This is a genomic window from Anabaenopsis elenkinii CCIBt3563 (assembly GCF_015245355.1).
In the GTDB taxonomy this organism is placed as follows: Bacteria; Cyanobacteriota; Cyanobacteriia; order Cyanobacteriales; family Nostocaceae; genus Anabaenopsis; species Anabaenopsis elenkinii.
In genome coordinates this window covers 722,570-744,635 of sequence record NZ_CP063311.1, presented here as the reverse complement: position 1 = coordinate 744,635, position 22,066 = coordinate 722,570, and the positions used below count along the sequence as shown (strand labels likewise).

General features: G+C 42.9%; 17 protein-coding genes. 7 read left to right on the top strand and 10 right to left on the bottom strand.

What is annotated here, in order from left to right:
* The first annotated feature begins 55 nt into the window (after positions 1 to 55).
* Positions 56 to 352, top strand: coding sequence for a DUF3288 family protein (locus IM676_RS03405; RefSeq protein ID WP_200988926.1), 297 nt, complete (start codon positions 56 to 58; stop codon positions 350 to 352).
* Here the strand turns inward: IM676_RS03405 and IM676_RS03400 are convergent.
* The 4 genes from IM676_RS03400 to IM676_RS03385 form a co-directional block, all read right to left on the bottom strand.
* Positions 349 to 1,671 (bottom strand): MlaD family protein, encoded by a 1,323-nt coding sequence (locus IM676_RS03400; protein WP_200988925.1) that lies wholly within the window; start codon positions 1,669 to 1,671, stop codon positions 349 to 351. The two genes, IM676_RS03405 and IM676_RS03400, sit on opposite strands and share 4 nt — an antisense overlap.
* Positions 1,672 to 1,688: 17 nt before the next feature.
* Complete coding sequence (locus tag IM676_RS03395; protein ID WP_200988924.1) at positions 1,689 to 2,471, bottom strand: ABC transporter ATP-binding protein; 783 nt, start codon at positions 2,469 to 2,471, stop codon at positions 1,689 to 1,691.
* A 21-nt stretch (positions 2,472 to 2,492) separates the two neighbouring features.
* Positions 2,493 to 4,463, bottom strand: coding sequence for a potassium channel family protein (locus IM676_RS03390; protein WP_225880441.1), 1,971 nt, complete (start codon positions 4,461 to 4,463; stop codon positions 2,493 to 2,495).
* A 68-nt stretch (positions 4,464 to 4,531) separates the two neighbouring features.
* Positions 4,532 to 5,119 (bottom strand): DUF3611 family protein, encoded by a 588-nt coding sequence (locus IM676_RS03385; RefSeq protein WP_200988923.1) that lies wholly within the window; start codon positions 5,117 to 5,119, stop codon positions 4,532 to 4,534.
* 117 nt (positions 5,120 to 5,236) lie between these two features.
* On the opposite strand from IM676_RS03385, the gene IM676_RS03380 reads away from it, so the two are divergent.
* Entirely contained in the window at positions 5,237 to 5,710 is a 474-nt protein-coding gene (locus tag IM676_RS03380; RefSeq protein WP_200988922.1) for a TspO/MBR family protein, read from the top strand.
* Here the strand turns inward: IM676_RS03380 and IM676_RS03375 are convergent.
* The 4 genes from IM676_RS03375 to IM676_RS03360 form a co-directional block, all read right to left on the bottom strand.
* The gene (locus tag IM676_RS03375; protein WP_200988921.1) at positions 5,691 to 6,332 is read right to left on the bottom strand and encodes a PAP/fibrillin family protein; all 642 of its coding nucleotides are present in this window, start codon (positions 6,330 to 6,332) and stop codon (positions 5,691 to 5,693) included. The genes IM676_RS03380 and IM676_RS03375 overlap by 20 nt on opposite strands.
* Positions 6,329 to 7,045 (bottom strand): M15 family metallopeptidase, encoded by a 717-nt coding sequence (locus IM676_RS03370; RefSeq protein ID WP_200988920.1) that lies wholly within the window; start codon positions 7,043 to 7,045, stop codon positions 6,329 to 6,331. Before IM676_RS03370 ends, IM676_RS03375 begins: the two co-directional genes overlap by 4 nt.
* 500 nt (positions 7,046 to 7,545) lie before the next feature.
* Entirely contained in the window at positions 7,546 to 11,073 is a 3,528-nt protein-coding gene (gene metH / locus IM676_RS03365; RefSeq protein WP_200988919.1) for a methionine synthase, read from the bottom strand.
* 150 nt (positions 11,074 to 11,223) lie between these two features.
* Entirely contained in the window at positions 11,224 to 12,543 is a 1,320-nt protein-coding gene (locus IM676_RS03360) for an ABC transporter substrate-binding protein (RefSeq protein WP_225880440.1), read from the bottom strand.
* Between the two features lie 130 nt (positions 12,544 to 12,673).
* Between IM676_RS03360 and IM676_RS03355 the strand changes: the two genes are divergently transcribed.
* Positions 12,674 to 13,432, top strand: coding sequence for a YebC/PmpR family DNA-binding transcriptional regulator (locus IM676_RS03355; RefSeq protein WP_200988918.1), 759 nt, complete (start codon positions 12,674 to 12,676; stop codon positions 13,430 to 13,432).
* Positions 13,433 to 13,518: 86 nt separating this feature from the next.
* On the top strand, positions 13,519 to 14,328 hold the full coding sequence (locus IM676_RS03350) for a Tab2/Atab2 family RNA-binding protein (protein WP_404799817.1): 810 nt from the start codon (positions 13,519 to 13,521) through the stop codon (positions 14,326 to 14,328).
* A gap of 23 nt (positions 14,329 to 14,351) precedes the next feature.
* Here the strand turns inward: IM676_RS03350 and IM676_RS03345 are convergent, their stop codons facing one another.
* Together IM676_RS03345 and cobA are read right to left on the bottom strand one after the other, a co-directional pair.
* On the bottom strand, positions 14,352 to 14,639 hold the full coding sequence (locus IM676_RS03345; RefSeq protein WP_200988917.1) for a DUF2470 domain-containing protein: 288 nt from the start codon (positions 14,637 to 14,639) through the stop codon (positions 14,352 to 14,354).
* A gap of 48 nt (positions 14,640 to 14,687) precedes the next feature.
* A complete protein-coding gene (gene cobA, locus IM676_RS03340) occupies positions 14,688 to 16,250 on the bottom strand; it encodes a uroporphyrinogen-III C-methyltransferase (RefSeq protein ID WP_200988916.1) in 1,563 nt (520 codons plus the stop codon).
* A 259-nt stretch (positions 16,251 to 16,509) separates the two neighbouring features.
* On the opposite strand from cobA, the gene IM676_RS03335 reads away from it, so the two are divergent.
* From IM676_RS03335 to mltA, 3 genes are all read left to right on the top strand, one after another.
* Positions 16,510 to 18,228: a diflavin flavoprotein gene (locus IM676_RS03335; RefSeq protein WP_200988915.1), complete on the top strand. Its 1,719-nt coding sequence runs from the start codon at positions 16,510 to 16,512 to the stop codon at positions 18,226 to 18,228.
* 80 nt (positions 18,229 to 18,308) lie between these two features.
* Positions 18,309 to 20,021 carry a diflavin flavoprotein gene (locus IM676_RS03330; protein ID WP_200988914.1) on the top strand — a complete coding sequence of 571 codons (1,713 nt, stop codon included), beginning with the start codon at positions 18,309 to 18,311 and terminating at the stop codon, positions 20,019 to 20,021.
* 790 nt (positions 20,022 to 20,811) lie between these two features.
* Positions 20,812 to 22,026, top strand: a complete 1,215-nt coding sequence (mltA, locus tag IM676_RS03320; RefSeq protein ID WP_200988912.1) for a murein transglycosylase A — start codon at positions 20,812 to 20,814, stop codon at positions 22,024 to 22,026.
* The last annotated feature ends 40 nt before the right edge of the window (positions 22,027 to 22,066 follow it).

The window sequence follows — 22,066 nt, the reverse complement described above, 5'->3', positions numbered from 1 at the left end:
CAACTTTTAACTCTAGAATTGGTATCAAGTAGTTACTCCCTTACAAGTATAAATCATGGCAGAGTCACACGGAGATAAAGAACAACAGCATCCCCTCTATAATCGCGATCGCCCCTCTATTGACATTTTACTCGCTCAAGGGGCAACAGAGTACAATTTAGCAGAATTAGCTAGATTAAGAATTCGTTATCAAGGCTTTCCAGGGGCGAGAGACATTCAAAAAGACCTGGATCAAATCATGGAGCAGTGGGGTTTGACGGAGGAGGAACTGTTGCAAAAAACTCGCCAAATTCATCAGCGGGGGGGAATTTATCAAAGTCGGGGTAAAAAACCGGAGGAAGATTGGAATTAGTCCTCCCCATTTCTTTGTTCTCCATACTCCCGCAGCTGCTTTAATAGGTTTTGTGATGATGATGGGGGGAGTACAAAATTAGGTGTGCTGGCGGCTATTCTGAGGGAGTCTAAGGTGGTAGCTACTTGGACTTGTTGCTGCACCTGTTCTGTAGAAGACACTAACCCACTTAAACCATTCACCAATCGCAGGAGATTTTGCCGGAAAGCTGGGTCACCTGTCAACTCGTCCAAGTCTGATGTAATTTTTTGGGTATTTTCAAAAGTTACCCGTGCTGAGTCTAAGGTTTGCTGGATGAGCAGAAGGTTCTGAGGGTCATTTAAGCTTTGAGAAGCATCCCGTAAATTAGCTGAGGCTTGGGCTGCATTGGCGGACAGATTTTCTAAATTTTTGAGTAATTCACCTTGGGCTAGTTGATTCACTGTCGGAGTTATAGTATTAACTGTTACTAGAAGTTGGTCGCTAGTTTCAGTAATATTATTTAAAGCAGTGACTAAGGAAGTGCGGTTGCTGGTCACTAGCTCATCTAGGTTGTTTAATAAGCGATTAGCTTGATTGGCTGTGGAACTAAATTCACTGGCTGTCGCTCCTAATTGATCTACTGTTTTGGTAGCGGATGCTGTCAGTTGATTTGTAGCTTGTTGTACTGAATTGGCGGTGGCGGAAAATGTATTGAGTTGTTGTTCCAAGTTTTGGGTTAATTTGCGTACATCCTGAGTTAGGGCTGCTACATTAGTAGCTGCTGCTGTTGAGCTTTCTAGGAGTTGATTGAGTCTTTGATAAAATTGCGGATCATTGTATGTAGTGGCTAAGTTGGTGGAGCTACGAATGAGTTCGTCAATGCTGATACCAATGTCACCAGGTAAGCGAGAACCATGACAAATGATCAGGCTCTGATCGCAATTACTATCTAGGGGTTTAGCGATCGCCACCCCAGTGGGTAGAGATTTTTTCGGTGTAATATCGATAATACTTTCACTAATTAACCCGCTCTGATTGGCTTCAATGACGACATCACGGGAAATAATCAAGTCAGGGGGAGCAATTTCAATTTCTACCTCTACAGCATTTGACCCTGCTTGAACCCTGGAAATATTACCGACTTTGACACCCCGATAGCGGACTGGTGCGCCTCTTTGCATACCGCCAGCATTAGCAAATTCCACTATGAATTTATATGAATTTTTCCCGGGTGTGAGTCTATTCAACCAGAGCACAATCATGACAAAGGCTCCCAAACCCATGAGGATGAGCAACCCTACTGAGCCTTCTCGTAAAGTGCGCTTAGACGCAAAGCTGCTAGTTATGATATCTCGCATGATTTTCCTCCATCTAACTACCCAGCCACCTGAATTGGTCCTTGTACACTCCCAGTGATAAATTGTCTAATTAAGGTGTTGTCCGTCCTATCTATATCACTAACTGTACCTTGCCACTGCACTTTACCTTGATAAAGGAACACTAATCTATCAGTTGTGCGGCGAATGGTACTATGTTGGTGAGTAACAATAGCATAAGTACCACACCCCCCCTGTGTCAATTGTAACTGACGTATTAAATCTTCAATCACTGTGGAAGCAATGGGGTCAAGTCCGGCTGTGGGTTCATCGTATAGTAAAACTTGTGGTCCGTCGGTGGGATGATCAGGATGAGAAATAATGGCTCTAGCAAAACTGACTCGTTTTCGCATTCCCCCGGATAATTCAGAGGGGTAGAGATGACTGATTCCCGATAAACCCACCATTTCTAATTTTTCCTTAACCAGTTTTTGAATGCGCGATCGCGGTATCTTGGAATGTTGGTAGAGTAAAAAGCCGACATTTTCATCTACTGTCAAGGAATCAAATAAAGCCGCCTGTTGAAACACCATCCCAATACTAATAGGATCGGTGCTGTCCTCAATTAACCCATCTCGCCGTACCCCTTGAATATAAATTTCTCCGCTATCGGGAGCCATTAATCCCGCAATAATTCTTAAAACCGTTGATTTACCGGTTCCTGAAGGGCCAATAATCCCTAGGGCTTCCCCCCGACAAATTGTCAAATCTACATTATCTAAGACTTTATTGCTACCAAAGGACTTAGAAATACCCTTGAGTTCAATTAATGGTTCATTCATTGGTCACTAATTAGGGGGTAGTTAGAGAATATAAGCCGAAACTTGGTATTTAAGTAACTCATTCACTAAACGATAGGCTTGATGTTTATAGAGAGGATACTCTAAAGTAGCTGGTAATTGACTCATCAGGTTGCGAGCCATGGGTATACCACAGCCGCATATCCGGGAAATTAAAGCCGCACCCTCAAAAACTGCTTCTTCTGAAATAGCCTTTTCCACTCGCACTAAATATTGACGTGGTAGCATAGTATTGTTTTCTACCCGTTGCAATCCTTCCATGGTCGCCAGTACCACTAACCTATCCCCTACAGCCAGTTTGATGTCATCAGATGGCATAAATCTGGTAGTAGTTTGATGATTTCTGGAGTGGAGAATGGGTACTATACCGTATCCATAAGCAATTTCCGCTAATATTTTGCCGTTGAGGGTATCATTAGTTTCCACCAAGTATTCAGTCACTAATATAGTTTGGTGATGGAGATGAAACAAATTGAGAATATTTTCCCCAAATGCAGCCGCCACAAATGCCTCGGCTGCCAATTGATAAACTCCTAAAACTTTAGCATAGGGTAGTAATCTGGCAACATTTTCACTAAAGATGGTATCAACGGTGCGAATTACTACAGATGCTTGGGGATTAACACCATGGGTCATCAAGGCAATTTCTAGGTTTGTCACTTCATCATCGGTGACAATAATCACACTTTTGGCAGTAGTGATATTAACTTTTTTCAGAGCATTTTTGATGTTACCGAAAACTAAGGGTATGGGTGGTAACAAACTTGTATCTAGTTCATGTTCATTAACTCCTATCAGTGGTTGTTTCAGTTCTTGCAGTAAATTTGCTACTAATGTACCAACTCTGCCTAAACCAATCAGGACTACATGATCAGATTTGGGTATGGGTGGACGGCGTTGCAAAAATGCAAATCTTGCAGACAAGATTCTTTCGGTCATGACTGCATAGAGAATACCGACAAAAACTGTACTGGCGACGGTCTGAGCAATACTAAAAAAGTGTAACCAGTCGGGGACTCGAAAGGGTATTTCTAATTCGCCAAACAGTTCATCGTAACCTCCTAAGCTCAGAACTAAAGAAACATTGAAAGCATCTCGCCAACTAATTTGAGGATATTGCAGTTTGTAAAATAATCCACTACACAAAAATAAACTCGCCATCACGACACAACTGATGACAACTACCCTGCGAGTTTGGCTACTCTTTACCCAAAACTGGGTCAGTTGGTGATGTATATTTTGCCAAGTGATAGTTTTAAATGCTTGTTGCCATACTTGTTTAATATTTTGAGGTTTTTTGTGGGAGGCAGAAGGTAAAATATCACTAACTTCAACATAAGTAATAATGTCTCCTGGTAAGATGGGACTATCAGGCTCCCATGTGTAAAATCTTTCTTGTAAAAGCTTTCCTCCCCGGTGGTGGGTGAGAATTCGGCGATAGCTGGTGTTGATTTCATGGAGTTGTTGGCAATTTAACCACCAGTTTTCTGTATTTATTAATACTTGTTTGACTTTTATGGGTCGGTTATCTAAGGTGAAAAAGTCTTTGGTTTGGCTTCCTAAAGCGGCTAAGGCGAAACTTTTGGCTGGTAACTGGGTGGCTTCAAAGGCGACAAAATTACCTAGGCTTTCCCGAAGTAGTTGATTGAGATTATCTTGGGAGGAACGAATAACTAGCCTAACTTGCGGATTTTGCGATCGCGCTGCAAATGCTACTGCAATATTAACACGTTCATCACTGGTAGCGATTAAAATAGCGCGACACTGGTTAATACCTGCTTGTTGTAATATTTGGGGATGGCGACAGTCACCAATAATTAAGTCGTCAATCAAGTTGGGTAAGTTGGGAACCTCCCACTTTTGAGGATTTACGGACTCAATTGCATTTACCCTCACCCCAAACTCTTTGAGTACACAGACACAATACTGTCCTAAGCTCCCCAAGCCACACACTAAGAAAAGATGGGAATTCACCGCATTTTTTCCGATATTCAACACTGTTTTGGTTAAATAACCTTCACTGCCTAATTATACTACGCTGATTAATGTTGATGGACTTTTTCCAGTAACCATAGGGAAGCAACGGTACCAACAAAATGAGCAGCAATACCATTAATATTAGCGACTACTATAAACACATCCAAGGCGCGAATGATTTTGTTAGGGTCAGTAATTGCTACTCCTGGGGGTTGGGACACAGCTTTTGCTACTAGGACACTCACGCTTGTAGTAGCGCCTAAAATGCTCAGGAGTATTCCCAGTAAACCCACTATTACACCCATGCGGATGGTTCTGGTGGTATCTGCTTTACTGGGGTGGAGACTGGTTTTAGGATTGTCTAAGCGTCTACCTATGCGGGTGTAACGAAAATCCCAAAATATACTGAATAATAATAATAAAATTACACTTACAGCCCAAAATACACCAATTCCTAAGCCGGGGTTCGGTTGTTGAGCAAATTCACGCCCGGGAGAAGCAAATAACAGCAATAAGCTACATACTAGGGCTAATGCTAATTGTACCCATAGGGTAATCCACCCTGTGAGGCGAATTTGAGTGGCGATTTTATGCTGTCTATTTCTATTGTGGTGTGATGGTGCTAGCGATCGCACTTCTGTATTTGGTTCCATATTTTTCACCCTACCCCCTTCTTAGATGATAATTTGCTGCTGTGGTTAATGTAATCATCCAGAGGCAGAATTGCAGTTAATATTTATCAATATTGAATATCCTAAAGGATAAAAGAGATGATCAGATCCTGGATGGTTATAGGGGGTGTAGCTTTGTTAATAGCTTTAGGAGCTAACTTAATTACACCCAGCGACGTACAATGGTTTAGGCGCTTACGTAGACCGCGATGGTTAACCTTTGAGGGAGCAATTCCAGTAATTTGGACTTTAATATTTATTTGTGGTGCTTGGTCAGCTTATATAGTCTGGGAAAGTAATCCAGGTACGGGACGAACTTGGTTACTCATGGGTTTATACTTACTATTAGAAATTGTCACGATCGCCTATACACCGGTAATGTTTTGGCTGCGTAGTCTGCGGGTGGGTACGATTATTGGTGGTACAGGTTTTGTCATCTGTCTCATCTTGACACTAGCAATTTTACCTCTTTACAGAGTTGCAGCAGTATTATTGATACCCTATTTATTGTGGAGTCCCATTGGTACATATACCACGTGGAAAATGATTAACCTTAATCCTCAAGATGCTTGAGAATTTGACTTAGATCCTCAACCTTACTTAAAATGAATAAACTATCATCTCCTCCCCGTCCAATGCGGAAACTTTGATCTAAATAAGTAATATCTAAAGTAGGGACTCTCCCTTGAGGATTGTTAGCGGGAACTACTTTAAACGGGTTAAGTTGGGGAGTATCAAAACCCAAAATCTTCTCAATGGATAGATAGCGTTGATCAAAATCTACGTTGATGCGTTGATCTGTTGCTGGTGCAAAACTAGCTGTTACTTTCACATATCCAGAAACTAACCCCAGAGAATGTTTCACAAGAGCTAAGTTAAAAAATCGTTTATTGGTAACATCAATTACCTGATAAACTTGACCTAACTGTAATCCTAGGGGGAGGGAATCTAAAGAACGGATTTCCCTAGCTGTGGAGTACAGCAACTTCCAACCCCCATTCAGCACAGAAGTAGCATTGAGGAGAGGTTGGGGATGGGGATTATAAGTTTCTAGTTCCGTAGCTAATTGAGCAATTTCTGCAGCTAAGGTTTGACCTAACTGTAAATCAGTCAGAGGAGAACTGAGATTACGTTTAGTTTGTATCTCCTCTAGGGAAGTTTGGAGTTTTTGCTGTAATAAAAGTCGATTATTCAAGGGTCAAATATTTTCCGGCCATAACGCGCTGTGAAAAAATCAGCCGGATTACTTTGATTATACAACCAAGCCCACATCTGGTCACCCAAGGAAAAATGCCACCATTCCCTAGGGTTGCGTTGAAATCCAGCTTTTAACATCACATTATACAATAATTGCCGATGGGCGTGATATGTTGCTGCTTGTGGGTGGTGACTATCAAGATAGTAGTCGGGGTGCGATCGCTCTGACAACTCATCAATAGGGGAACCCATATCGACTATTTCCCCCCTATCATCCACCAATGTTATATCTACAGCAGCACCCGTACTGTGGGGTGGGGGAGTTTTTTCATCCCAACTGGGTACAGCCCAAATTTGATAAACTGACTCCCAAATTGCTTGTAGTTGTGGTGGTGATAACTCCACCTCAGTTAATCCCTGCTGTTGTAAAGCTTGAGCAAAGCTGTAATCTACCATAAATTGTTGCACAGCCACAGGGCGATAAGCATCAAAAATCTGGATATACCAACCGGGATGAATTTCTTGTAAATAATTTTGGGCTTGAACTAAATTTTTTACCACACTTTCCCGCAAATAATAAGGGGAATATCCCTCGTAGGGTGCGCCCAATTTTTCATAAGGATGGGGAGATTCCACTGCAAATAATTGCAAAGGAATTGCCACAAGTGGTTCACCGCATTCTACTATAGGCACTTGGTGATAAGGTCTCATCGGTTTTCCTACTCAGTGTCAAAGATTATAACCATCCTAGTATTGTTAGCAGTTACCTGAAGGTAGTTGAGATGCGATCGCGCTGACAATTCATCAATATGGTTTAATATCACAATGTGATTTAGTAAATAAGTTGATTGTAGCTATCTTTACAGATGCAGGTGTTGCTGTAGCCGCCAAGACCTATGAACGGGGAATTATGCGAGTTTAGTTAAAGAAATCTGTTTTCAAGGCCAATTCCTGAATCACCCCCTCCCATTGGGAAGCTATTCATTACTCACATCTTTCTTAACAATCTTGAAACATTTATGTGGCAATGGTTTCAAGGCTTGAAAATTTACCTACTCTTGACAAAATGTACCTTATTATTCTTGATAAAACCCTTATTTTATTGAGAATCATCAACGGAGGATTAAGGTTTGGGGGTTTGCGAGCGATCGCTCTCACGAATGTTAAGAAAGATCCGGGTAATGGATAGCATTGGGAAGGGGGGAGTATAACTAGGCGCTGAAATACTTAGCTACAGGGTGATAAGCAATAATCGCCGTCGTAGACTGTTCTGGATAAATTTGCTCACTTTCATCCATATACAGATTAATTCTGTCAGTCTCCAACAACTCCAGCTGCTTATACTGATCCTGCATATTCGGACAAGCGGGATAACCGAAACTATACCGCGAACCGTGATAACGCTGTGCCAAAATATCCCGAATATTATCCGGTTCATTGCTACTCAAACCCAACTCCCGGCGAATCCTGGCGTGAGTCCATTCCGCCAACGCCTCAGCCACCTGCACAGCTAACCCGTGGAAATACAGATAATCTGTGTATTGATTATCTGTAAATAACTTTTGGGCGAACTCCGTGGCTATCTCTCCCACAGTTACCGCCTGCATGGGGAAGACATCAATTACCCCCGACTCTTTGGGTGCAAAGAAATCAGCAATACACAACCGCCTTAAAGACTTCTGTCTGGGGAACTCAAAACTGGTTCTTACCTCTGACTCTGGGTGGTGAGAATCATAAATATACAAACTATTTCCCTGAGACTGACAGGGAAAATACCCATAAATTACCTGGGGATGTAGCAAATTCTCAGTAATGATCCTTTCCTTCCAACCCTCCAAAATCGGATAAACCTTTTGTTGTAAAAACTCCTGATACTCCTCCTTAGACTGTTCCTTGGGCTTGCGGAATTGCCATTGTCCAGCAATCAAAGCTTGTAAATCTAAATACCATAAAACTTCTTCAATGGGAATATCAGTAGGTTGTAATAACTGAGTTCCCCAAAAAGGCGGTGTGGGGCGGGGAATATCTACCGCCACAGCTTCAGAACGGTGGGTATCTATAATTATAGGTTGGGTATCACTGGATGCTGGAGACTGGGTACTAGGTGCTGGGGAGGTGGTGATTTTTGGTTCTGCTTCTACCTCATCCAAAAATCCTTGGCAATCATCCCAATTATTAGCAGCTTTAGCTGGCATTAATTTATCCATGAAATGCAAATCAGCAAAAGCATCCTTACCATAAATTACCTTACCCTTGTAGGTATTTTGGCAATCTTGATAGACAAACTTGGGAGTTAAGGCTGCACCACCTAAAATTACAGGAACAGTAATTCCCTTTTCGTTGAACGCCTCCAAGTTGTCCTTCATAAAAGCGGTAGACTTGACTAACAACCCACTCATGGCAATACAATCAGCTTTGTGTTGTTGGTAAGCCTCGATGATGTTTTCCACCGGTTGCTTAATACCCAGGTTAATGACCTTGTAACCATTGTTAGATAAGATAATATCCACCAAGTTTTTACCAATATCATGGACATCACCTTTAACCGTGGCAATGATAAAGGTACCCTTAGCATTATTACCAGATTCTGACTTTTCCATGAAGGGTTCTAGATATGCAACCGCAGCTTTCATGGTTTCTGCTGACTGCAAAACAAAAGGTAATTGCATTTGTCCAGAACCGAACAGCTCACCCACAACTTTCATCCCATCTAGGAGAAAGGTGTTAATAATTTCCAAAGGTGGATATTGTTCTAAAGCTTTTGTGAGCTGTGCTTCTAAACCAATGCGTTCGCCGTCGATGATATGACGTTTGAGGCGTTCTTCTAGGGGGAGACTTTCATCTACACCTTTTTCGCGCTTTGTAGTTACCCCCTCAAATAAGGTGGTGAGTTCTCCTAAAGGATCATAAACGCAGACATCACCCTCAAATGTACGCCGGTCATAAATTAGATCCTGGCAAACTTGTTGATGGTTGTCTGCGATTTTAGACAAAGGTAAAATTTTGTTAGGGCTGACAATGGCTGCATCCATACCAGCTGTCATTGCTTCATGTAAAAACATGGAGTTGAGTACAACTCTGGCTGCAGGGTTTAAACCAAAGGAAATATTAGATACGCCTAAAATTACATGACAGCCGGGTAATTCTTGGCGAATCCGCCGAATTGATTCAATGGTAGCCTTACCGTTAGCTCTGTCTTCTTCAATGCCAGTAGAAATAGGTAAAGCTAAAGTATCAAAGAATATTTCTGTTGCAGGTATACCATATTCTAGAGCTTGACGATAGGCACGTTGGGCAATTTGAAACTTTTTCTCGGCTGTCCGCGCCATCCCATCTTCATCGATGGTACCAATAACTACTCCTGCGCCGTACCTTTTGGCTAACTCCAGGACTTTTAAAAAACGTGGTTCCCCGTCTTCATAGTTGGTGGAGTTGAGTAAACACTTACCACCAGCTACCTTTAACCCCGCCTCCATTTTTTCCCATTCTGTGGAGTCGAGCATTAAGGGCAATGTAACATTATTGACAATGCGCGATACTAGTTCGTGCATATCTCGCACCCCGTCACGTCCCACGTAATCGACGTTGACATCAAGGATGTGTGCCCCCTCTTTGACTTGGGCCCTAGCCATAGATACTAGTCCATCCCAGTCCTCGCCATTGAGCAAATCACGGCACTTTTTGGAACCACTGGCGTTGAGACGTTCACCGACAATTAAGAAGGAATTATCTTGATCGTAAGGTTGAGTAGAATAAATTGACGCTGCGGCTGGTTCTAAGCTATGGTGTCTAACTTTTGGTGTCAGGTTTTGGGCAATTTCTGCTAATTGTTGAATGTGTTCTGGACGTGTCCCACAGCAACCTCCAATCACTTGGACACCCAAATCTTCAACAAAGTGCATTAATGCCATGCGTAATTCCAAAGGTGTGAGGCGGTAGTGTGCTTTACCGCCAATATTCTCAGGTAAACCGGCATTGGGTATACAAGAGATGATAAAGGGTGAATGTTCTGAGAGATACTTGATATGTGGTTTCATCAAGTCTGGCCCTGTGGCACAGTTTAAACCCAGGATATCTATGGGATAGGGTTCGAGAATTGTCAGCACAGCGCTGATTTCTGAACCTACTAGCATTGTACCCATACTTTCCATGGTAACGGATACCATGAGGGGGCGACGTTCCCCTTTTTTGGCAAAAATTTCTTCAATACCATTGAGTGCTGCTTTAATTTGCAGGACGTCTTGACAGGTTTCTACCAGAAATAAATCAACTCCACCATCAAAGAGGGCTTCGGCCTGTTCCGCGAAGTTGGCTTTGAGGGTGTCAAAGTCAATATGTCCCAAGGTGGGGAGTTTGGTTGTAGGTCCCATGGAACCGGCGACAAATCTCGGTTTGTCTGGGGTGGAAAATTCGGCGGCGACCCTCTTGGCTATTTCTACGGCTGTTTTATTTAAGTCATAGGTCTTGTGTGCTAGGTCATATTCTGCTAATACAATGGATGTGGCTCCAAAGGTGTCTGTTTCAATGACATCAGCGCCAGCTGCGAGAAAGTCTCGGTGTACTTTGGCGACGGCTTCGGGGTTGGTGTAAACTAAGTATTCGTTACAACCTTCATATTCTGGACCGCCGAAATCTTCCGCAGTCAGGTTTTGACTTTGCAGGTTGGTTCCCATAGCACCGTCAAAGACGATAACTGGGCGGTTTGGACTATGCAGATGTTCTAGGAACGGATGAGTCATATTTTCCTACAGGAAATTACTTCGGTCTTGTAGTGTTCTATTTTATTATTTTCCCAAATTGTCGGCGTTTTATGCGGTTCGGTCTTGGTAGGATTTTGTTGCATATACTAGGCGCACAGTCCAAACCACAGATGTTGACGCTTGGTGGTTTCAGTTAAAGATCAGGTCTAGGCGCTGTTGGGCGGTTTTTAGGGCTTGTTCTGGGGAGGTTTGACCCAGTAGTACGGATTCTATTGCTCGTCCTAGGCTATCGGATATCCGATTGTAACCGGGAAAGATGGGACGCGATCGCCCATGTCGGGCCTGATCTAAGAATACTTGCACAGATGGGTTAGTTTGGAGAAATGCTTGATATTCTGGTTGTTGGCGAGATTTCAGGTTAATTGGTAAATAACCGGTTCCCAAAGCTAATTCTGTTTGGAATTCTGCACTCATGGCATACTCAGCAAAGGTGAAAGCTGCTTTTTGCCGTTCTGGTGTGGTTTTAAATAAGAATAAGTTTTCACCCCCGATGCTGGTAGCTGGTTTTTGATTTATAGGTATGGGAAAAACGGCAAAATCAACACCACTTTCAGTAAATTCTCCTAAACTCCAGGGGCCAGTTACCTGCATGGCTACCTTACCAGAAATTAAGTTACCTGTTTCATAGCCTCTTTCTGGGGCGGATAACATGGCGGAACCATCTTCAATCAGATGACGCCAAAATTGCAAGGCGGCGATCGCCTCTGGATTATCTTGTAACATTACTGCTGCTGGTTTTTGGACATCTGGTGGTACTAATTCGCCGCCACTACTCCACATAAATGGTAACCAGGTGAAAACCGTAAACTCACCTTTGCCTAATGGCAAAAATACCCCATACTGATCTATGCGCCCATCGCCATTAGTATCACGGGTTAATTTTTGCGCCACTTGGCGAAACTCTTCCCAAGTTCTGGGTAATTCGGTAATTCCGGCGGCTGTAAACAAACTGGGACGGTAATATACAGCCACATTATTAGTTGCAAAGGGCACAGACCAGATTTTACCCTGATATTCCATAGATTCAAACAAGGCCGGGTCAATTTCCCCTTTGACTGGGGAATTATTCAGCAGCTCATCTAAAGGAATTAAGGAACCTGCTAGTTCCACTAATTGACCGGCAATAGTGGGGTTGTACCATAATAGGTCTGGGGGAGCATTCCCCACCACGGCGGCTAAAATTTTGGGGATTTGCTGGTCTTGTTGTCCTGCATAAACAGATTCTACGTGAATATGGGGATGAGTTTGATTAAATTTATCTACAAGCCTTTGTAAAACATCTCGATTAGGTGGGGGATTGACACCTTGCCATAAAGTAAGATGAACTACATCTGTTTTTCTCAGGTTTTGGCATCCACTCAAAGCCAGTATGCCCACTAGCAGTAACAGCAGTAAACTCCTAATATAGTATTTTAATTTCTTTCTTTGTCTTCTGGATGTATGGGGCATAGAAAAAATCCGCGCAAAACTTCTCATCAGGTATCGCACAATTGATATTAGATACTTCAATAGGGTTTGACATTTATTTCAGGACTAGATATATCCTAAACTTTGAAGAAAGGGTTAATGATTTGACATTATGGCAGGACATAGTAAATGGGCAAATATTAAGCGTCAAAAAGCAGTAGTAGACGCCAAGAAGGGTAAGACCTTCGCCCAGTTATCTAGAGCAATTATTATTGCTGCGAGGAGTGGTGTACCAGACCCCAGCGCTAATTTTCAGCTACGTACAGCCATCGATAAGGCTAAGGCAGCGGACATACCTAATGATAATATTGAACGGGCGATCGCTAAAGGTGCAGGAACCTTTGGCGGGGATAGTAGCAATTTCGAGGCTATTCGCTACGAAGGATATGGACCTGGTGGCGTCGCAATTTTAATTGAAGCCCTCACAGATAATCGTAACCGCACGGCTGCTGATTTACGTGCCGCTTTGAGTAAACGGGGTGGTAACCTTGGTGAAACAGGTTGCGTCAGCTGGATGTTTGACCAGAAAGGTGTGTGTACTGTTCATGGGGTCAAAAATGAAGACCAGCTTTTAGAAGCATCCCTAGAGGGTGAAGCCCAGTCTTATGAAATGACCGAGGATAAGATAGCTGAGGTATTTACCGAGGTGACCAACTTAGAACTGCTCACCCAGACACTCAAGGATCAAGGCTTTCAGGTAACCGATGTAGAATTACGCTGGATACCTACTAATTATGTTGAGATTGCTGATCCTGACCAAGGGCGATCGCTGCTGAAGTTAATTGATACTCTCGAAGGTTTAGATGATGTCCAGAATGTCACTGCTAACTTTGAAATAGCCGACAGTCTTCTAGATGTGATCATGGGTTAAGAACAGCTAACCTCACAGACAACTATCAATTTATCTGTGGATCTGTGGTTTATAAATCTCTCTTTCCCAAAAATTAGCAAAAAATTATGAAAACTTGGCAACTTGACTTTTATCGCAGTCCAGTACAAGACACATCGGGACAAACCCTATGGGAATTGTTGATTTGTGACCCAACACATACCTTTGAATATACAGCCACCTGTCCCCAGTCAGGGGCTAACGCCCATTGGCTTGCTACTCAAATTCAGCTAGCTGCTAGTAACAACTTACCAGATATCATTCAGGTATTTCGTCCCCAGACCTTGAGTTTAATTCAAGCTGCAGCACAAAACTTAAATATTCGCCTCGAACCCATCCGCCATACTTTAGCCTTAAAACGGTGGTTACAAGCAAAGCAATATCCCTTAGTCCTAGATCAACCACCCCCAATACCATTACCAGAAAACCTCTGGGGGGAAGGGTGGCGCTTTGCTACACTCCCAGCGGGTGAACTTGTGGATGTGTTTGCAGAACGCCCCATACCTATTTTGTCTATACCGGAATTTTTACAACCCATTAATTGGGGTTTACCATCTACAGTTCCTATTCCCGGCGTAGTTATCTATGGTGGGAGAAAGTCAATGGCTTTAGCTCGATGGTTAGAAGCAGCACAGCCAGCAGCCTTAAATTACATACCCGGTGAACCCCATGGTTTAATATTAGAGGCTGGTTTAGTAGATAGGTGGATTCTCGCCACTTTTACAGATGCAGATGTGGTTGCGGCGGCCAAGACCTATCAACAGCGTCAACAACAAAGCCGAGGATTGCACTTTTTGTTAGTGCAACCCGATGATTCGGGGATGACCTATAGTGGCTTCTGGTTACTATGCTTAGATGTAGTTTCTAAGTATATTTAACTATTTTAACCTATTGAACGTAGTTATGATTTTACTTGAACTCGTGCTTGCTTCACCATGGCAATCAAAGTTTGGTGAGCATCTTCTGAGTCTACCAAAATATGATCGAATTGAATCCGCACTGGCACAGTTTGTTGATTTACCTCTGCTGTCAAATTCATCCCTTGAGAGTCAATGGAGAGCATTTTGGCACTTGTGACATCTGTCACACCCCCAAAAGCCTGGGCATAAAGAACTACAGCATTAGCGTGGTCATCATTCATATGAGTGCAAATGCGTAAGCTAATTTCAGGGGAGAAGTAATCAGACATGGTGGATTAGAAACTTAATAATATAGTGATGATCTCAGATTTTACCAGTTAACGACTTTTTACCCATTTAACTATTGCTTGGGTTAAACCATCTAAAGTATATTCCTCAGCCTCAACATCGACACGCCCTAATAAAGATTGGCAGGTTTTTGAAGTTTCCGGACCAATAGCAGCAATACAAACATCTGCTAAAATATGGCTGATGTCACGGTTATCGGCAAATACCTCTTGTAAGAGTTGACAGAAGAATTTGACAGTTTTAGAACTAGCAAAGGTAATTATATCTACAGTCCGATTTTGCAAGGCTAACTTTGCTAACTCTGGTATATTTGTGGGACAGCGAGATTGATATGCAGCTACTTCTACAACTACCGCACCTTGAGCAGTTAATTCTGCAACTAAAACATCTCTTCCACCGCTCTCCACTCTGGGAAATAACACCTTTTGACCCCGTAGTGATTCTGGGAAATTAGCCACCAAAGCATCAGCGACAAAATTAGGGGGAATAAAATCTGGTTTAAGTCCCCGTTTTTGCAGACTTTGGGCTGTTTTTTCACCTACCACAGCAATTTTAATGTTACTTAGAGACCGAACATCTTGACCTTGGGCGAATAATCTGGTAAAAAAGTAATCTACACCATTGGTAGAAGTAAGAATTAACCAGTGAAAATCCGCCAAATTAGCGATCGCCTGGTCTAAAGCTGACCAACTGGAAGGGGGAACGATTTCTAAAGTGGGCATGGAAATCACATTAGCACCCAATGCACAGAGACCATCGCTAAATTGACTTGACTGTCCAGATGCACGAGTCACGAGAATAGTTTTACCTGTGAGGGGGGAATTATTTAACATAGATGGAGAGTCAAAAACTGGCAAGGGTATGGTTTCAGGTTGTAAGTAATTACGTAATTTTACAACTTCCCCAATCACAATTACCACCGGGGAGAGAGAAACCCCTCTAGTTTGTGTGAGAATATTTTTTAGTTCCCCTACCCAAACTTGTTGATCAGGAGTTCCCGCCCAACGAATCACAGCAATAGGGGTATAGGGTGATCGACTTTGTCTGAGTAGTTGATGTGTAATCTCAGCCAGATGACTCCCTCCCATTAATATTACCAGAGTGTCTAATCTAGATAAAGCTTCCCAATCTAAAACATCTGGTTCATGGGCTGTGAGGACACAAAAACAACGACTCAGTACAGCATCCGTCAAAGGAATCCCAGCCATTAAAGGAGCTGCTAAGGCAGAAGAAATTCCTGGTATGACTTCAAACTGACAAGCCTGAGCTTGCAGAGCTGTAATTTCCGGGGTACAGCGAGCAAAAATAAAGGGATCACCAGATTTTAATCTTACCACTTGTTTACCTTGCAAACAATAGTCAACAAGTAATTGATTAATTTCTCCTTGGGGTGTGCTAGGTTGACCACCACGTTTACCAACATCTAGGCAGAGGCAATCAGGTCTGACATAGTGTAATAATTGCTGATCTACCAGAGCATCGTAGATTAATACCTCAGCTATAGGCAGAATATTGTAAGCCTTAAGGGTGAGATATGCCACATCTCCAGGTCCAGCACCCACAAGATAAACCTTACCCTTTTGTCCCGTCATAAATTTAACCTGGGAAAACGCCAAACAAATAGATTTTACTACAAAAACTGTAATTAACCTGTAATTTAAAACCTTGATAAACTGGCGTTAGTTGGGTTTAGAACCAGAAATCATCCCCAAAAAATGAATGATAAAATTCAGTAAGAATTAATACAAAATAGATTTAAGAAAATAGCAACTTGATTACAACTTGAAAAATAGATTTAAGGGAGAATGAGCGCAGAGAAGAATACTTAAAATTTGCGCTCGGAGACGAATAATGGTAGCGATCGCAGAGAACGTACAGCATAGACTAAGTATACAGACTGTAGAAATTGCCCCGAATACGACGGCGATTCGCTCTCTTGATTGGGACCGCGATCGCTTCGATATCGAATTCGGACTGCAAAACGGTACCACATACAACTCATATCTAATTAGGGGTGAGCAGACAATTTTGATTGACACTTCTCATCAGAAGTTTCGTCAACTATATTTAGACACACTCAAAAGTCTTGTTAATCCCAAGACAATCGATTACATAATAGTTAGCCACACAGAACCGGATCATAGCGGCTTAGTAGAAGATGTATTACAGTTAGCACCCAGAGCCACAGTATTAGCCTCAAAAATTGCCCTACAGTTTTTAGAAGGTTTAGTACACGAGCCATTTTCCAAGCGGATAGTTAAAAGTGGCGATCGGATTAATATAGGCAAAGGACACGAAATAGAATTCGTGAGTGCGCCCAATCTGCACTGGCCAGATACAATTTTCACCTATGATCGCAAAACCGAGACCCTATTCACCTGTGATGCATTTGGGATGCACTTTTGTGATGAGCGCACCTTTGATGAGGACCTAGAGGCGATTGAATCAGACTTTAGATTTTACTATGATTGCCTCATGGGTCCCAATGCCCGTTCTCTACTCAACGCCATGAAGAGAATGAGGGAACTGGGAAAAATTAACATGATCGCCAATGGTCACGGGCCAATACTGTACCATCACTTAGATATATTAACTGAGTGCTACCAAACTTGGAGCCAAAGACAAGCCAAGACAGAGACCATAGTTGGCTTGTTTTATGTTTCCCAGTATGGGTATAGCGATGAATTAGGTTTAGCCATAGCTGAAGGTATCCAAAAAACCGGGGTGGGGGTAGAAGTAATTGACCTAGGGACAGCCGAACCCCAAGAAATTCAGGAGCTAGCGGGTAGAGCCTGCGGACTGATTGTAGGTATGCCCCCATCCAGTAATGTAGCAGCCCAAGCTGGTATAAGTTCACTATTATCCGTAGTCAAAAATAAACAACTAGTAGGTTTATTTGAATGTTACGGTGGTGATGACGAACCCATTGATACCCTGCGGCGGAAATTTATCGACTTGGGTATCAAAGAACCCTTCAGCGCCATTCGCATTAAACAAGCGCCCACAGATATCACATTCCACTTGTGCCAAGAAGCGGGTATAGACCTGGGACAATTGCTGATGCAAGAACGCAACATCAAGCAAATCAAAGCCCTGGATGTGAACATGGAAAAAGCCCTGGGGCGGATTAGCAGCGGACTGTATATTGTCACCACCCAAAAAGGTGATGTCAAAAGTGCCATGTTAGCCTCCTGGGTAGCCCAAGCCAGTCTACAACCTTTAGGATTCACCATAGCAGTAGCTAAAGACCGGGCCATTGACTCCTTAATGCGAGTAGGGGATCATTTCGTCCTCAACGTCCTAGAAGAAGGTAATTATCAACAACTCAAAAAGCAATTTCTCAAGCGCTTACTTCCTGGTGCTGACAGATTTGCTGGGGTGAAAACCCAAACTGCAAAAAACGGCTCTCCCATCCTCACCGATGCTCTAGCATACATGGAATGTCAAGTCGAAAAGAGCATGGAGTGCAGCGACCACTGGCTTTTATACTGCACAGTCCAAGAAGGTCGTGTTTCTAAAACTGATGCACTGACAGCAGTTCGCCATCGCAAAGTAGGTAACTACTACTAATTAGGGAATGGGGAATAGGTATTAAGTATTAAGTATTTCCCCCCCCCTTTCCACTACATTTTTATTTTTGGCAAAAATCTATGAGCAATTCCAAACCCCGTGACGTACAAGTTATCCCCGTCGCTACAAACAGCACATTGATTAAAGCGCGTAGTTGGTCACGCCTGCGGTTTGAAATTGAATATGCACGAGAAAGAGGTACTACCTCCAATTGTTATTTAATTGAAGGTGATAAAACCGCAATTATTGACCCACCGGCTGAAACCTTTACACAATTGTATTTAGAGGCGTTGCAGCAGACCCTGAACTTGAAAGAGTTGGATTATATTATCTTGGGTCATTTTAGTCCCAATCGTCTGCCAACTCTCAAGGCACTTCTGGAATTAGCACCCCAGGTAACATTTGTTTGTTCTCTCCTGGGTGCGGCTAATTTGCGCCATGCTTTTCCAGATCACCCACTACAAATTCTGGTCATGCGGGGGAAGGAAACCCTTGACTTAGGGAAGGGTCACATTTTCAGGTTCCTACCTCTTCCCAGTCCGCGCTGGCCAGAAGGACTTTGTACCTACGACCAGCAAACCCAAATTCTCTATACAGATAAACTCTTTGGCTCTCATATCTGTGGGGATGAGGTTTTTGATGACCAACCGGAAGCATTGCAAGAAGACCAGCGCTACTACTACAACTGTTTGATGGCTCCTCAAGCTCAACATGTAGAAGCAGCTTTGGAGAAAATATCTGATTTGCAGGTGAGAATGTATGCTCCCGGTCACGGTCCATTGGTACGTACCGGATTAATTGAACTAACCAACGCTTACGCACAATGGAGCAATGCTCAAAAACACCGTGATATATCTGTGGCTCTACTTTATGCCTCAGCTTACGGAAATACAGCAATTTTAGCTCAGGCTATGGCTTTGGGATTGACTAAAGGGGGCGCTGCAGTGCAATCAATCAACTGTGAATTTGCTAGTCCTGATGAAATCCGCTCTGCTATACAACAGTGTGATGGTTTTGTGATTGGTTCCCCCACTATTGGTGGTCATGCTCCCACACCTATTCACACTGCTTTAGGAATTGTCCTGAAGGTGGGTGATAGTAATAAACTCGCAGGGGTGTTTGGCTCCTACGGTTGGAGTGGTGAGGCCTTTGATTTGATTGAAGGTAAACTTCGTGATGCTGGTTATCGCTTTGGCTTTGATACTTTCAAAGTTAAGTTTAAACCTGATGATGTTACCCTCAAGTTCTGTGAAGAAGTTGGTACAGACTTTGCTCAAACCTTGAAAAAATCTCAAAAAATCCGGTTACCCCAACAAGCTGCTACCCCTCTGGAGCAAGCTGTAGGTAGAATTGTTGGTTCAGTTTGTGTCCTTTGTGCTCAACAAGGTGATGTCTCTACTGGGATGTTAGGCTCTTGGATTTCACAAGCTACTTTCAATCCCCCCGGTTTGACTGTGGCGATCGCCAAAGACCGAGCTATAGAATCTTTGATGTATCCCGGTGGTAAATTTACCTTGAATATTCTCGAGGAGGGTCATCATGTAGAGTATACGAAGCATTTTGGCAAAAATTTTACTCCCGGGGAAGACAGATTTGCCAACTTGAGCACCACAGTTGCAGATAATGGCTGTAAAATTCTCACTGATGCTCTAGCTTATCTAGAATGCTCAGTGAAGGAACGCATGGAATGTGGGGATCATTGGGTAATTTACGCAACTGTTGACAATGGTAAGTTAATCAAACCTGATGGTGTGACTGCGATCAACCATCGTAAAACTGGCACTCACTATTAGAAGGTTTGCTAGATCCAGCACTTGAACAGGACATCAAATGCTGTAAATCTCTATGTTCAGACTCCTGTCATTCTCTCTAGTTTGGCGGGAGTTTTCTTCTATAGTGACATATTTCCTAATTGCTGTGATCTTGAGCCAAAAGTTTTCTAGTTTCTAGATTATATAGTATTTATAAATACAAGATTGTCTTACACTAGGAACTTTTGCAGTCATGGTTGGGTCTAACAAATCTGACATAAATATTGAGGTGAGATTCCGCAATTGCCACCAAGACAAGTGAATATGTATCATGTCATCTTAAGCTAGGAAATCATTATCTAGCAGTTTTCAAACAATCTGCTCACCACTCTACTGCAACGCTTTTATATTATTTGCTCCTATGTCTGCACCACACAACAAGCTTAAATTTCCGTTTTGGCAGTATTTGAATCAACCTTTATTTAGTCGGAATTATCAATTAGAATTGAATCCTCGTCGTTTTGCCTATAAGTGGCGGATCGGACTTTTAGAGCGTTGCTTGAATAAAGAATGTGATGCTAAAGGGCCTCAACAGCATTAGTTGAAAATCATCGCTGGGTGTCCCACCTTTGGCATGAAAATGCTAATTGTGCTATTTTTTGGCTGTAATTTTCGGGGAACTGCTAAAAATTAAGCCCGTCTAGAGTGAAGGTAAAGGTAATTAAGAGAGAATGATGCCGAAAAGCCGTTTTGGCTGCCGTGTCCTCAAGGTGGCCAATGAAAGGATTTTCTATTTACAATCCCCTCTTGCCGAGGTCTGGGAGATTTTGCGATGATCAAAAAAAGTCTTGCTTTGGTATCCTTGGGTTGGGGAATTGTCTGTATAAGTAGTATGTGGTCGGCTGTGGCTCAGGTTTCCACACCGTCTCGGGTACAACCGCCACTCAGACTCTTTCGGGTGGAAAGTCACGCCACCCCAAGGGTTGGTTGGTTGGGTTGGGATGAGCAACTTTTTCCAGGGGGTAATCCTAGTTTACCCTTAGGAGATCGCCCGGCTTTGTTGGCTGCTATTGATCATAGTTTGAGTTATCTGGAGAAAAGGAGTGCTATAGCGGCCTATGAAAACTATCCGGTTCGGGAAATTACCCATGATCGGGTGCGTCGGAGTTTGATTCGTTTCCGCCAGCTATTGGTCAGTTCTAAATCCACTGCTGAACTACAAGTTGCCGTCCGTAGAGAGTTTGATTTTTACCGTTCTGTGGGCAATGATGGCCAGGGTACTGTTAAATTTACCGCTTATTATGAACCTGTTTATTATGCTAGCCGGGTAAGGACTGGAGAATATAGGTATCCCTTGTATCGCAGACCACCAGATTTTGATCAATGGCCTCAACCTCACCCGAAACGAGTTGATTTGGAGGGTGAGGATGGTTTGCTAGGGGAAAGAAGCCGGTTACGGGGTTTAGAAATCCTCTGGTTCCGCGATCGCTGGAAAGCATACATGGTACATATCCAAGGTTCTGCCCAAATTCAGTTAACTGATGGTAGCAGAACATCTGTAGGCTTTGCGGGGGGAACAGATTACCCCTGGACAAGTATCGGTGGTCAATTGTCTAAAGATGGCAAGTTGGCAGCAAATCAATTGAATATGCCGGGTATAATTAACTTTTTCCGCAATTACCCCCAGGAAATGAATAATTATCTACCCCGGTGGGAAAGATTTGTCTTTTTCCAAGAAAACCCCGGTAGACCCGCTACTGGTAGTATTAATGTCCCAGTTACAGCGGAGCGTTCTATTGCTACAGATAAGTCTCTCATGCCTCCAGGAGCATTAGCACTGATTCATACTTCACTTCCATATGTGGGTACCAATGGCCAGATAGAATATCGCACTGTCAATCGCTTTGTCCTAGACCAGGATACAGGGAGCGCCATTAGAGGACCAGGAAGGGTGGATTATTTCATGGGATCAGGTCCAGTGGCGGGCGATCGCGCTGGTGTTACAGGTGGTAATGGTTCACTATATTACCTACTACTCAAAAGGTAGTCAAGAAAAACCGGGGAGTGGCGATTGATGATCACATCTT

Excerpts from the sequence above, each read along its gene's own strand:
- IM676_RS03405 (WP_200988926.1), top strand. The coding sequence starts at position 56 with ATGGCAGAGTCACACGGAGATAAAGAACAACAGCATCCCCTCTATAAT.
- IM676_RS03400 (WP_200988925.1), bottom strand. The coding sequence starts at position 1,671 with ATGCGAGATATCATAACTAGCAGCTTTGCGTCTAAGCGCACTTTACGA.
- IM676_RS03395 (WP_200988924.1), bottom strand. The coding sequence starts at position 2,471 with ATGAATGAACCATTAATTGAACTCAAGGGTATTTCTAAGTCCTTTGGT.
- IM676_RS03385 (WP_200988923.1), bottom strand. The coding sequence starts at position 5,119 with ATGGAACCAAATACAGAAGTGCGATCGCTAGCACCATCACACCACAAT.
- IM676_RS03380 (WP_200988922.1), top strand. The coding sequence starts at position 5,237 with ATGATCAGATCCTGGATGGTTATAGGGGGTGTAGCTTTGTTAATAGCT.
- IM676_RS03370 (WP_200988920.1), bottom strand. The coding sequence starts at position 7,045 with ATGAGACCTTATCACCAAGTGCCTATAGTAGAATGCGGTGAACCACTT.
- metH (WP_200988919.1), bottom strand. The coding sequence starts at position 11,073 with ATGACTCATCCGTTCCTAGAACATCTGCATAGTCCAAACCGCCCAGTT.
- IM676_RS03360 (WP_225880440.1), bottom strand. The coding sequence starts at position 12,543 with ATGCCCCATACATCCAGAAGACAAAGAAAGAAATTAAAATACTATATT.
- IM676_RS03355 (WP_200988918.1), top strand. The coding sequence starts at position 12,674 with ATGGCAGGACATAGTAAATGGGCAAATATTAAGCGTCAAAAAGCAGTA.
- IM676_RS03350 (WP_404799817.1), top strand. The coding sequence starts at position 13,519 with ATGAAAACTTGGCAACTTGACTTTTATCGCAGTCCAGTACAAGACACA.
- IM676_RS03345 (WP_200988917.1), bottom strand. The coding sequence starts at position 14,639 with ATGTCTGATTACTTCTCCCCTGAAATTAGCTTACGCATTTGCACTCAT.
- cobA (WP_200988916.1), bottom strand. The coding sequence starts at position 16,250 with ATGACGGGACAAAAGGGTAAGGTTTATCTTGTGGGTGCTGGACCTGGA.
- IM676_RS03335 (WP_200988915.1), top strand. The coding sequence starts at position 16,510 with ATGGTAGCGATCGCAGAGAACGTACAGCATAGACTAAGTATACAGACT.
- IM676_RS03330 (WP_200988914.1), top strand. The coding sequence starts at position 18,309 with ATGAGCAATTCCAAACCCCGTGACGTACAAGTTATCCCCGTCGCTACA.
- mltA (WP_200988912.1), top strand. The coding sequence starts at position 20,812 with ATGATCAAAAAAAGTCTTGCTTTGGTATCCTTGGGTTGGGGAATTGTC.